The sequence below is a fragment of the Nocardioides panacis genome (genome assembly GCF_019039255.1).
Lineage (GTDB): Bacteria > Actinomycetota > Actinomycetes > Propionibacteriales > Nocardioidaceae > Nocardioides_B > Nocardioides_B panacis.
On record NZ_CP077062.1, the window covers coordinates 1,074,889 to 1,086,781 of the forward strand.

The 11,893-nt window shown below is 72.7% G+C and carries 12 protein-coding genes and 1 pseudogene; 8 read left to right on the forward strand and 5 right to left on the reverse strand.

Annotated features, from left to right (window positions below; all coding sequences use genetic code 11):
* Nucleotides 1-162: 162 nt before the first annotated feature.
* Nucleotides 163-2,838, forward strand: a complete 2,676-nt coding sequence (locus KRR39_RS05335; RefSeq protein ID WP_216941062.1) for a DEAD/DEAH box helicase — start codon at nucleotides 163-165, stop codon at nucleotides 2,836-2,838.
* On the opposite strand, the gene KRR39_RS05340 is transcribed toward KRR39_RS05335, so the two are convergent.
* Entirely contained in the window at nucleotides 2,777-3,349 is a 573-nt protein-coding gene (locus tag KRR39_RS05340; protein ID WP_216941063.1) for a DUF6318 family protein, read from the reverse strand. The genes KRR39_RS05335 and KRR39_RS05340 overlap by 62 nt on opposite strands.
* 56 nt (nucleotides 3,350-3,405) lie before the next feature.
* Between KRR39_RS05340 and KRR39_RS05345 the strand changes: the two genes are divergently transcribed.
* A complete protein-coding gene (locus KRR39_RS05345) occupies nucleotides 3,406-3,804 on the forward strand; it encodes a DUF3052 domain-containing protein (RefSeq protein ID WP_254185529.1) in 399 nt (132 codons plus the stop codon).
* Here KRR39_RS05345 and KRR39_RS05350 read toward each other — a convergent pair.
* Nucleotides 3,773-4,381: an MFS transporter gene (locus KRR39_RS05350; RefSeq protein WP_216941065.1), complete on the reverse strand. Its 609-nt coding sequence runs from the start codon at nucleotides 4,379-4,381 to the stop codon at nucleotides 3,773-3,775. The genes KRR39_RS05345 and KRR39_RS05350 overlap by 32 nt on opposite strands.
* A gap of 130 nt (nucleotides 4,382-4,511) precedes the next feature.
* Nucleotides 4,512-5,057: pseudogene (locus KRR39_RS25925) on the reverse strand (MFS transporter); the annotation flags it as partial.
* Between the two features lie 125 nt (nucleotides 5,058-5,182).
* Here KRR39_RS25925 and KRR39_RS05360 point away from each other — a divergent pair.
* A complete protein-coding gene (locus KRR39_RS05360) occupies nucleotides 5,183-5,947 on the forward strand; it encodes an SDR family NAD(P)-dependent oxidoreductase (RefSeq protein WP_216941066.1) in 765 nt (254 codons plus the stop codon).
* A 6-nt stretch (nucleotides 5,948-5,953) separates the two neighbouring features.
* Here KRR39_RS05360 and KRR39_RS05365 read toward each other — a convergent pair whose 3' ends face one another.
* Both KRR39_RS05365 and KRR39_RS05370 read right to left on the reverse strand, forming a co-directional pair.
* Complete coding sequence (locus KRR39_RS05365) at nucleotides 5,954-6,301, reverse strand: hypothetical protein (RefSeq protein WP_216941067.1); 348 nt, start codon at nucleotides 6,299-6,301, stop codon at nucleotides 5,954-5,956.
* Between the two features lie 137 nt (nucleotides 6,302-6,438).
* Nucleotides 6,439-6,696: a hypothetical protein gene (locus tag KRR39_RS05370; protein ID WP_216941068.1), complete on the reverse strand. Its 258-nt coding sequence runs from the start codon at nucleotides 6,694-6,696 to the stop codon at nucleotides 6,439-6,441.
* A 92-nt stretch (nucleotides 6,697-6,788) separates the two neighbouring features.
* Between KRR39_RS05370 and KRR39_RS05375 the strand changes: the two genes are divergently transcribed.
* The 5 genes from KRR39_RS05375 to nrdR all read left to right on the forward strand — a co-directional run bounded on the left by KRR39_RS05375 (nucleotide 6,789) and on the right by nrdR (nucleotide 11,868).
* Nucleotides 6,789-7,601 (forward strand): glycoside hydrolase family 16 protein, encoded by an 813-nt coding sequence (locus KRR39_RS05375; protein WP_216941069.1) that lies wholly within the window; start codon nucleotides 6,789-6,791, stop codon nucleotides 7,599-7,601.
* A gap of 19 nt (nucleotides 7,602-7,620) precedes the next feature.
* Nucleotides 7,621-8,853, forward strand: a complete 1,233-nt coding sequence (locus tag KRR39_RS05380; RefSeq protein ID WP_216941070.1) for a glycoside hydrolase family 16 protein — start codon at nucleotides 7,621-7,623, stop codon at nucleotides 8,851-8,853.
* Entirely contained in the window at nucleotides 8,835-10,010 is a 1,176-nt protein-coding gene (locus tag KRR39_RS05385; protein WP_216941071.1) for a glycoside hydrolase family 16 protein, read from the forward strand. Before KRR39_RS05380 ends, KRR39_RS05385 begins: the two co-directional genes overlap by 19 nt.
* 107 nt (nucleotides 10,011-10,117) lie before the next feature.
* Entirely contained in the window at nucleotides 10,118-10,966 is an 849-nt protein-coding gene (locus KRR39_RS05390; RefSeq protein ID WP_216941072.1) for a hypothetical protein, read from the forward strand.
* A gap of 413 nt (nucleotides 10,967-11,379) precedes the next feature.
* Nucleotides 11,380-11,868, forward strand: a complete 489-nt coding sequence (nrdR, locus tag KRR39_RS05395; protein WP_216942421.1) for a transcriptional regulator NrdR — start codon at nucleotides 11,380-11,382, stop codon at nucleotides 11,866-11,868.
* The last annotated feature ends 25 nt before the right edge of the window (nucleotides 11,869-11,893 follow it).

The window sequence follows — 11,893 nt, forward strand, 5'->3', positions numbered from 1 at the left end:
CGCCCCCCTCACCCTCGACCCGAGACCGCGCGCGGACAAACCGGACTCGTCTCCGGCAACCTACCCACGGCCCGCGCGATCGGGAAAGACCTCTCCGCTGATCTGTGGACAACCCCGACCGGTTCGGGAGCGCGGCACCGTGATGAATGGGAGGATCCGGGCATGCAGCAGGAGGGCGTCGCGGAGACGCGCGCGCCGTACCGGCTCCGTGTCCACCAGGCCCGGGCCCTCGACGCGATCGAGCGGGCCGAGGCGACGGGGGCCCGGCGCTCCTGGGTGGTGCTGCCCCCGGGCGCCGGCAAGACCCTGGTCGGGCTGGAGACCGCGCGCCGCCGCGGGCGCACCACCGTCGTGCTCGGCCCGAACACCGCGATCCAGTCCCAGTGGCTGCGCGGCTGGACCGACCTCGTCGGGGACGGCGACCAGGCGAGCGGCACCCGGGCGGTCGACACGTTCTTCACCGCGCTGACCTACCAGTCGCTCGCCACGTTCGACCCGGACGCGGAGGTCGACGAGGACGGGGTCGAGACGGGCGCCGCCGAGGAGGGCAGCCTGCTCGACCGGCTGCACCCGAACGGGCGCGCGCTCGTCGAGCGGCTCAAGGAGGTCGGCGACCTGACCCTGGTCCTCGACGAATGCCACCACCTCCTGCAGGTCTGGGGCCGGCTGCTGCAGGAGGTCCTCGACGAGCTGCCCGACGCGTTCGTCCTGGGTCTGACCGCGACACCGCCGGACACCCTCACCGCCGACCAGCGGGTGCTCGTCGACGAGCTGTTCGGCGACTCGGTCTTCAGCGTCAGCATCCCGGCCGTCGTCCGGGAGGGCGACCTGGCGCCGTTCGCGGAGCTGGCCTGGCTGACCACGCCGACCTCGACCGAGAACGACTGGCTGGCCGCGCAGGGCGAACGGTTCGCGGAGCTGACCACGGCGCTCAGCGACCCGGCGTACGGCTCGACGGGGTTCTTCGCCTGGCTCGACGAGAGGTACGACGCCGGCGAACCACCCGACGCCGCGCTGCGCATGGTGCACGCCGGGCTGATGACGCTGCCGGACGGCGCGCGGCTCTCCGAGCGGCACCGGCACGACCCCGGCGCCGAGGACTGGGTCCTGCTGCTCGAGGGCTGGGCGGCGCACCTGCGCACCACCGGCGAGGACGACGCGGTGCTGGAGCGGATCCGGGCGGTGCTGCCGTCGGTGGGCTACCAGCTCACCCGGCGCGGGATCCGCCGCGGTCGCAGCCCGGTGGACCGGGTGCTGGCCCGCAGCGAGGCGAAGGTCGTGGCGCTGACCGAGATCGTCGGCGCCGAGCGCCGCGGGCTGGGGGAGCGGATGCGCATGCTGGTGCTCTGCGACCACGAGCAGGCCACCGCGACGCTGCCGGCGGACCTCGACGGCGTGCTGTCCCAGGAGGCCGGCTCGGCCCGGCTCGCGCTGCGGCACCTCGAGGACGCGCTGCCGGACCTGCACCCGGTGCTCGTCACCGGCCGCACCGTGACCGGGTCGGCCGAGACGATGAAGGCGCTGCACGTGTACGTCGCGACGTACGACCCGGACCTGGCGCTGCGGGCCGAGCAGGGCCGCTGGACCAGCCGCGAGTGGGTGCCGTGGGTGACGCGGTTCTTCGAGGAGGGCCACTGCCACGTCCTGGTCGGCACCCGCGGCCTGCTCGGGGAGGGCTGGGACGCCCGGGCGGTCACCGGGCTCGTCGACCTCACCACCGCGACCACGAGCACCGCCGTCGTGCAGACCCGCGGCCGCGCGCTGCGCACGGACCCGTACTGGCCCGAGAAGGTCGCGCTCACCTGGAGCGTGGTCTGCGTCAGCGAGGACCACCCCAAGGGCGGCAACGACTGGAACCGGTTCGTCCGCAAGCACGAGGGCTTCTACGGCGTCGACGCCGAGGGCGAGGTGGTCGCCGGGGTCGCGCACGTCGACGACGCGTTCTCCCCGTACGCCGCGCCGCCGGTCAGCGACTTCGACGCCGTCAACGCCCGGATGCTGGCCCGCGCCGAGGAGCGCGAGACCGTGCGGGAGGCCTGGGCCGTCGGCACGCCGTACACCGACACGTTCGTGCACACCGTCCGGATCACGACCCGCATCCCGGCCGCGCCGGTCACCGCGCCGGCGCCGGTGGTGCTGCACGACGGCGACCTGCGGCTGCGCGACGGCCGGCCCGCACCGTGGCGGCCGCACTTCGCGCTCGCCGTCGGCCTGGTGCTCGCGGCGCTGGCCTTCCTGCTGAACCTCACCCCGGCGGCCGTCGTCGGCATCGGGGTGGTCACGATGCTCGGCATCCAGACCACCGTCGCGGTGGACCGCGGCCGCCGGATCGCCGAGGACCTGGCGCGGCCGCCCGGCCTGGAGCAGGTCGCGTTCGCCGTCGCGGACGGGCTGCACTCCGCGGGCCTCACCTCGGCCGGGGCCGCAGCGGTCAGCGTCGAGGTGGACACCGTGGGGGAGCGGCGCTGCGCGCTGGAGGGCGTGCCGCCGGAGGAGTCGGCGGCGTTCGCGAGCGCGCTGGACGAGGTGGTCTCGCCGATGGCCTCGCCGCGCTACGTGCTGCCGCGCTGGGTGCTGGCCGGGCCGGTCGACAACGGCGACGGGCTGCGGGTCGCGCTCGGCCGGCTCCGCGCCGATGGGGAGCTGTGGCACAGCGTGCCGACCGTGCTGGGCACCACGGGCAAGCGGGCGCAGGCGTTCGCGGCGGCGTGGGACCGCTGGGTCGGCGGCGGGCCGGCGATCTACACCGGGAGCCCGCAGGGTGAGGGCGTCCTGGTCACGACCCGGGGCAGCGACCCGTTCGCGGCGACCACGGTGCTGCGGACCAGCTGGCGCTGAGCGTCAGCCGATGTCGATGCGGTCCATCACCCAGTGCTTCTGGACGCGCACCATGATCAGCCGCAGCCGCAGGTCGCCGCCCTTGAGCTCGCGGACGGTCGCCCCCCCTCTTCGCGTAGACCTTCTGCGGGGTGGCGGTCAGCACCACGCTGACACCGGCGCCGGGCGCGGGGACCCCGGCCTCGTTGACGATCTTCTTGATCTTGAAGCCGTCGGTCTCGACCCGGCCACCGGCGCCGTAGATGTCGTCGAGCTGCTTGGCGAAGTCGCCGCAGGTGGTGCAGCTGTCCTTGTTGAGCTTCTTGAACTTCGCGGTGTCCCCGGAGTTCGTCGCCTCGTTGAGGGTGTCGATCCAGTAGCGCGCGAAGCTCTGCGCGCCCTTCTCGTTGTTCGCCGTGACGTACGCCGGGAAGCCGTCGACGGTCGCGGGGGAGTCGTTGCCACCACCGCAGGAGGACAGGACGAGGGCGCACACGAGGGCCACGCAGGGCAGCAGGAGACGGCGGATCACGTGCTCGATCCTGACACGCGGACGGTGAGCGGCCGCACCCGGGCAGAATGCGGGGCGTGAGCACCCACGGCTACTCCGGCACCCCGCTGGTGGCGAAGCTCGGCCTGAAGCCCGGTCTGACCGTGTACGTCGACGGCGGGCCCGATCACGTCGGCGAGCTGCTCGCGGGGGCGACGTACACCACCCGGTTGCCGCGCCGCCCGGATGTCACGCTGCTGTTCAGCACGTCGCTCCGGCGGCTCGAGCAGCGGCTGCCGGTGGTGCTCGAGCGCACCGCCGTCGCCGGCACGGTCTGGGTCTGCTGGCCCAAGAAGGCCAGCCGGGTGCCGACCGACCTCGACGAGCGCGTCGTCCGGGAGGTCGGGCTGGCCACCGGGTTCGTCGACGTCAAGGTGTGCGCCGTCGACGCGACCTGGTCCGGCCTCAAGTTCGTGCGGCGGCTCCGGGACCGGTGACCGGCGCCGGCTCGGGGGCGTGCGCGGGCACGAGCGCCAGGGCCAGCACCGCGATCACCGCGGCCAGGGCGAACAGGTAGAAGCCCCACGGGTAGGCGATGCCGGCGCTGACCAGCGCGCCGCCGAGGAACGGGCCGACGATCGCGCCGACCCGGCCGACCCCGGCGGAGAGGCCGAGGGCGGTGCCGCGCACGTCCGGCGGGTACAGGTGGCCGACGAACGCGTAGACCAGCACCTGCGCGCTGAACACGAAGACGCCGGCGAGGAACACCGCGACGTACACCGCCGGCGTGGACTCCAGCTTGATGCTCAGCCCGGCCAGGAAGACCGCCGCGAGGCCGAACCACACCAGAGCGGTGGGCTTGTTGCCGCGGGAGTCCGCGATCTGCCCGGCCACCAGCAGCCCGGTGACCGCACCGAGGTTGAGCGCGAGCAGCAGGCCGAGCGCGTCGCCGGTGGAGTAGCCCGCGATCTCCATGATCTTGGGCAGCCAGGTGTTCAGCCCGTAGACCAGCAGCAGCCCCATGAACGAGGCCACCCACAGCGCCAGGCTGATCGCCAGGAACCCGCCGCGCACGACGGCCCCCCCGGGCGGCCCGCTGGTCGGTCGAGCCTTCCCCCCGGCCGGTCGAGCCTGTCGGGGCCCCTCCCCGCGCCGCCAGGAACGCCTCCGACTCCGGCAGCCTCGCCCACATCACGGGCAGCGTCGCCAGCCCGAACAGCCCGCCGATCACGAACATCGAGCGCCAGCCGACGTCGGCGACCAGCAGCAGCGCGAGCAGCGCGGTGAGCACGGCGCCCACGTGGTAGCCGGTCATCATCCGGGTGACCGCCGACCCGCGCCGGCCCTCGGGGGCGTACTCCGTCATGAACGCCAGCGCCGTCGGCAGGCAGGCGCCCAGGCCGAGCCCGGCTAGGAACCGCAGCGCCGCGAACGTGGTGATGTCCGGGGCCACCGCGACCAGCAGGGTGAACACCGAGAACGCCGCGATGCAGCTGATCAGGCTGCGGCGGCGGCCGAACCGGTCGGTGACCGGCCCGATCAGCACGGCCCCGATGCCGACCCCGACCAGCCCGAGGGTGGCGACCAGGGTGGCCGAGCCGGGGGTGAAGCCGAGGTCGCCGGTGTCCAGCAGCGCGGGGATCACCGCCCCGAGGACGACGAGGTCGAAGCCGTCGAGCGCGACGGCGACCCAGCAGAGCACGACGGGCCACAGGCCCCGAGACGGATGCGCGGATGTGGTGGTGGTCACCTGACGACGCTAAGTGGGCGGCAGTGGTAATGACCAGGTCGGTGTCTCACTATGCGTACATCCGTGCGCACAGCGAACAGCGCGGACGTGACAGAGTGCGGTCCTCACGACGAAGGGACACCGCCATGAGGGACCCGTTCCGGCTCGACGGCCGCACCGCGCTGGTCACCGGCGCCAATCGCGGGCTGGGCCGCGCCTTCGCCCAGGCGCTCGCCGAGGCCGGGGCCGACGTGGTGCTGGTCGGGCGCGACGACGCGCGCAACCGGGCGGCGGCCGACGAGATCGCGGCGAGCACCGGCCGTCGTACGACGGTCTGCACCGGCGACGTCACCGACCGGGACGACGTGCTCCGGATCGCGGGCGAGGCCATCGAGGCGCACGGACGGCTCGACGTGCTCGTGAACAACGCCGGCACGTGCTTCCACGGGCGCGCGCTCGAGGTGCCCGACGAGGAGTTCGACGAGGTCTTCGAGGTCAACGTCAGCGGGCTGTGGCGGATGACCAAGGCCGTCGCGCCGCACATGATCGAGGCCGAGCGGGGCTCCATCGTCAACATCGGCTCGATGTCCGGGCTGGTGGTGAACCGTCCCCAGTGGCAGCCGGCGTACAACGCGTCCAAGGCCGCCGTGCACCAGCTCACGAAGTCGTTGGCGGCCGAGTGGGCGCCGTACGGCATCCGCGTCAACGCGCTCGCGCCCGGCTACGTGAAGACCGAGATGGCGCCGGTCGACGAGCCGCGGTTCCGGCAGCACTGGATCGAGGACGCCCCGATGCGGCGCTACGCCACGCCCGAGGAGATCGCGCCCAGCGTGGTCTACCTGGCCAGCGACGCCTCGTCGTTCACCACCGGCTCGGTGCTGGTGGCGGACGGCGGGTACACCGTCCACTGAGCGCGCCTACTTCGAGCGCCTGCCGCCCGAGGACCGCCGCGGCTGGTAGTCGCTGCGCAGCCCGAGCAGCGTCCAGACCCGGGTGAGCAGCACGAACACCAGCAGGAGGCAGACCGCCGCGCCGATCGTCCCGGCCGCGCAGACCGCCCACGCGGCACCCCGGCCGTCACGGGCCACCTGGCCGAACGTGATGGACGCCCGCACCAGGAACAGCCACGCCGCGGCGGCCGCCAGCACGCCGCCGACCAGCAGCAGGGCCTGGCCCCACCGCTTCGGTCGGGCCTCGACCCGCGTCTTCTCCGCGCGCCGTCGTCCGGCGACCGCGGTCTCTCGTTCTGTCACGCCTGCTGCCACCAGGACATTGTGTCTGATGCCCGGCTAGTTGGACACCATTCGAAAAATCGCCGGAATCCGTGAAACGCGCCGAGGCCCTCGTTCGTTAGGACCGGTGACGGGTGGCCGGATAGCCTGTCGTGACCCTCGCACGCCACCTATTCTCGGAGTTTCCCTGTGAGAGCCGCGCTCATCGCGTTCACCACGTCCACCGCCCTGACCGCCGCCACCCTGGCCCTCGTGGGCAGCCCCGCGGAAGGCCGCGCCGTCGCGCCGGCCGCGCGCGCCACCCAGAAGGCGTCGCTGACGGTCAGCCCCGGCATCGCCCAGAACGGCGCCCGGGTGGCCAGCGCGAACAGCGCCCACGTCGTCGGCGCGGCGACCTTCCGTCCCGCCAGGGCCGGCCGCCTGGTCACCGTGCAGCGCCAACTGGGTGCCGCGGGCCGGTGGGCCACCGTCACCCAGGGCCGCGAGGCCGCCAACGGCGTCTACCGGTTCAAGGCCGCGCGTGCGTCCGGCAGGACGCCGTACACCTACCGCGTGGTCGCCGCCCGTACGTCGGGCCTGGCCCGCGTGGTCACCAACCCGGTCTCCCCCCGACGAGTGGGCCCTGAAGTTCGACGAGCCGTTCGCCGGCACCCGGCTGGACCAGACCAAGTGGTCCTACCGCAACCTCGGCCTCCGCGAGGGCAGCCGGCTGCGGTCGCAGAGCTCCACCCGTGCGGTGCACGTCTCCAGCGGTGCGCTCAAGCTCGAGGTGCGTCGCCACCCGACCCGCGCGAACAACTACCTCAACGGCACCATCGGCACGTCGGGGAAGTTCTCCTACACCTACGGCTACGCCGCCGCCCGGATCAAGTTCGCCAAGGGCCGCGGCCAGCACGGCGCGTTCTGGATGCAGCCGCAGGTCCAGGCCTCGCGCTACGGCAAGCCGGCCAAGACCGGCGCCGAGATCGACGTCGCCGAGTTCTTCGGCAAGGGCTACTCCGACGGCGGCCTGGCGCACTTCCTGTACTCCTACCCGAGCAGGAACAAGACCACGAAGTACGGCGACGTGTTCCGTCGTGCCTCCACCGCCCTGGCGGGCAAGAGCGACACCTGGTGGTCGCGGTACCACGTGTTCTCCGTGCAGTGGACCCCCAGCGGCTACGTGTTCCGCATCGACGGCACCGAGACCTGGCGCAGCAGCAAGGCCGTCTCCAAGCAGCCCGAGTACCTCATCCTGAGCCTGCTCACCTCCGACTGGGAGCTGAAGTACCTGGACCGCAAGACCCTGCCGACCTCGATGAAGGTCGACTGGGTCCGGGTCTGGCAGCGATGAGCCTGGGAGACTTCGCCGTATGACGCAGACACCGACCCGACGCGGGTCACGCCCGGACGGGGCCGGCCGTCGAGCCGCGCCCCGGCGCGGTCGCTCGCGCCTGCGCTGGGCCGTGCTGCTCCTGGTCGGGGCGCTGCTGGCCGGGCTGCTCGTCTGGGCGCTCCTCCAGCCGGGCTCGAAGGACTCGGCCGGGCAGCCGCCGGCGGCCACGCCGGTCCAGCCGGTCCAGCCGGTCACCGCGATCAGCGCAGCGATGCTGCCGCCGATCGTGCAGCGCGGCGCCCGTCCGGCCGCGGCCGACAAGGCCGCCGCGCTGGTGCAGGTCGACGCGAAGGTCACGGCGTCCGGGGGCGAGGTCACCCTCCAGGTGCGACGCGACGGCGACTGGGGCACGGTGGAGACCACCCCGCTCGACAAGGACGGGCACGCGACGTTCGCCCAGCCGGCCGACCTCAGGCCGCGCCAGGAGATGCGGGTGGTCGCCGGGGACGGTGCGGTCGCCTCGAGCACGTTCACCTCGAAGGACTGGAAGCTCGGGTTCGACGACGAGTTCACCGGCGTCGACCTCGACCAGACCAAGTGGAGCTACCGCCAGCTCGGCATCCAGTCCGGCGACTCCGGGCGCAGCAGGTCGGAGAGCTCGGCCGACGCCGTCGCCGTGGAGAACGGCGCACTCAAGCTGAGCACGCTGCAGAACCCCGCCGCCCCGGGTCACTACCTCAACGGCCACGTCGGCACCGACACCACGTACTCCTTCACCTACGGCGTCTCCGCGGCCCGGATCAAGTTCCAGAAGCCGAGCGGCATGCACGGCTCGTTCTGGATGCAGAGCCCGGTCTTCGGGTCGGTCCCCGGTGACGCCAAGGCCTCGGGCACCGAGATCGACACCGTCGAGTACTTCGGCTCGGAGTACATGCAGGGCGGCCTGGCGTCGTTCACCTACTACCTCGACCAGGCCAGCCAGAAGGTGAAGTCCGGTGGCATGGTGCCGCAGGCCTCCCGCGCGCTGGCCCCGAACGACGCGTGGTGGAAGAAGTACCACGTGTTCTCGGTCGAGTGGACCCCCAAGCACTACGTCTTCCGGGTCGACGGCATCGAGACCCAGCGCATGACGACCGGCATCTCCGGCGTCCCGGAGTTCCTGGTGCTCAGCCTGCTGTCGTCCGACTGGGAGCTGAAGGACCTCGACGAGAGCACGCTGCCGGCCGCGATGAAGGTCGACTGGGTCCGCGTGTGGCAGCCGAAGGCCTGAGACGGCTCCTCACCGCCCGTCCGGTCAGGCCCGTCGTCCTCGGCGTCCTGGTGGCGCTCGTGGCGGTGCTCCTCGGCTCCGTCCTGCTCGGCCCCGGCAGCGGTGCGCCGCTGCCTGCCGGCGGGGGCATCGCCCGGCTGCGCGCCGAGATCCTGCCGCCGGTCGCGCAGCCCGGTGCCCGTCCGGCCTCCGCGGACCGGGCGACGACCGTCGTCGAGGTGGAGTCGGAGGCGCGCTGGGGGGGTGAGCAGGTGACCCTGCAGCGGCGGAACCTCGGCACCTGGTTCGACCTGGTCACCGCTCCGCTCGGCCGGAGCGGCACGGTCGCGATCCCGGCGCCCGCGCCCGACGGTGACCGCAACACCCTGCTGCGGGTGGTCGCCACCGACCGGCGCTCGGTCCGGTCCGCCCGGCTGTCGTACGACGACTGGCAGCTCGCCTTCGACGACGAGTTCACCGGGGAGGCGCTCGACCCGGCCAAGTGGGGCTACCGGCAGCTCGGGCTGCTCAACCCCGACTCGGACCGGTCCAAGTCCGAGAGCTCGGCGGACGCGGTCGCGGTCAGGAACGGCACCCTGCGGCTGATGGCCAAGAAGAACCCCGCCGTGCCCGGGCAGTTCCTCAACGGGCACATCAGCACCGAGACCACCTACTCCTTCACCTACGGCCTGGCCGCCGCCCGGATCAAGTTCCACAAGCCCCGGGGCATGCACGGCTCGTTCTGGCTGCAGAGCCCGGTCTTCGGGGCGGTCCCAGGTGACGCGAAGATCTCCGGCGCCGAGATCGACACGGTCGAGTACTTCGGGTCGACGTACCCCGACGGGGGGCTGGCGTCCTTCGCCTACCACCTCGGCAAGGACGGCCGCTCGGTCAAGGTCGGCGGCCTGCTGAAGCGGGCGAGCGCGAACCTGCCGCCCGACGACGCGTGGTGGAAGAGGTACCACGTGTTCTCCGTGGAGTGGAACGCCGACTCCTACGTCTTCCGCATCGACGGCCGGGAGACCCTTCGGGTGTCCCAGCACATCTCCGGGGTGCCGGAGTTCCTGGTGCTCAGCCTGCTGTCGTCGGACTGGGAGCTCAAGGACCTCGCCCGGTCCGCGCTGCCCGCGAGCATGAAGGTCGACTGGGTCCGCGTCTGGCAGCCCACCCCGCGCTGACCGACTGGTCGAGCCTGTCGAGACCACTGCGCCACACGGCGCGAGTCTCGTCACAGTCCGCTCGCCGGGCGTGGCATCTGGGCGCGGACCCCGCATAGTGGAGGGCGATGACTGAACCACAACAGGACCGTGTCGAGATCAACTGGGTCCAGGTGTCCGCGAGCGCCCTGGCCGCCGTGAGCTCCGCCGTGCTGCTGTCCACCGTCGGTGTCGCCGGGACGATCATCGGCGCCGCGGTCGGCAGCGTGGTCGCGACGGCGGGCAGCGCGATCTACTCCTACTACCTCCGGATCACCCGCGAGCGGGTCGCCCAGGCGCAGGCCGCGGCGCTCGACCGGGTCGCCCGGGCCCGCGCCGGCGCCAGCAGTGTCTGGGCCGACACCCGGCGCGCGGAGGCCCGGCAGCAGCGCACCCAGCTGCTGCGCGCCCAGCGCCAGTCCGAGGAGGCGGCCGACGAGCTCGACGAGGCCGAGCGCGAGCTCGACGACGTCGAGGAGGAGGCCGCCCGGCCGACCTGGCGCGAGGTGCTGGCCGGCCTGCGCTGGAAGCGGATCGCAGCGGTCGCGGGAGCGATCTTCGTGGTCGCGATGCTGGTCATCGTCTCCTTCGAGCTGCTCACCGGCCGGGCCGTGTCCAGCTACACCCACGGCTCCGACAGCGGCACGCGTACGTCGATCCCGGGACTCGGCCACCACGCCTCCTCGAAGACGCCGACCCCGAGCCCGTCGGCCCACCCGTCCGGCACCCCGTCGTCGTCGCCGTCGGCGGGGGAGTCCTCCTCGCCGAGCGGCACGCCGACGCCGAGCGAGTCCGCGTCGCCCACGCCCACCCCGACGCCGACCGAGACGCCGACGACCGGGACGACCCCGACCACCGGGACCACGCCCACCCCGACACCGGGGGCGACGCCGACGACCGGGACCACGCCGACCCCGGCGCAGACCCCGGCCGGCTGACCGCCGTACCGCCCGGTCCTGGGGCTGCTGGGACCGGTGTGACCACGCCGGCAGCCGGTCCCGACACGCCCGTCCGGCCCGTCGACACACCCGGTCCGGGCCCGTTAAGCGGGCCTGACCTGCGGTTTCACCACCCCCGAAAAAGTTGTGCGGCGAATCTGCGCGATCGGCTTGCGCGACTAGGGGCGCCGTCCTAGGGTTACCACTACATCTAGTAGTTACACCGTTGTGGTTTTCCACATCTAGGTCCACAGGATCGGATGGGTTCTACACACGGGAACGCTGGTTGTCCCCAGCTCATCCACAGTTCTACCCACAATCGGGCCCTTTTCGGGGGTCTAGACGGCGGGCAGGAACCGGGGGTGGCGGGTGTTGGACTGGTGGGACTCGACGAGGTGAAGGGAGCGGCCGACATGCACTGCCCGTACTGCCGCCACACCGACACCCGGGTCCTCGACAGCCGCGTCGCCGACGACGGCGGAGCGATCCGGCGCCGTCGCTCGTGCAACGAGTGCGGCAAGCGGTTCAGCACGGTCGAGCAGATGCAGCTCGTGGTGGTGAAGCGGTCCGGCGCGACCGAGCCGTTCACCCGCGAGAAGGCCGTCGCCGGCGTCCGCAAGGCCTGCAAGGGCCGTCCGGTCTCCGAGGACGACCTGGCCTGCCTCGGCCAGCAGGTCGAGGACGCGCTGCGCGGCGAGGGCTGGGCCGAGGTGCCCGCCCACGAGGTCGGGATGGCCATCCTGGCGCCGCTGCGCGAGCTCGACGAGGTGGCCTACCTCCGGTTCGCCAGCGTCTACCGCGCCTTCGAGTCGGCGGACGACTTCGAGGCCGAGATCGCCGTCCTGCGCGCCGAGCGCGCGGTCGAGCACCACCCTCAGCCCGTGTCCGTCGACGGGGGCTGACCCACAGACTGCCCGGGGCGTAGTG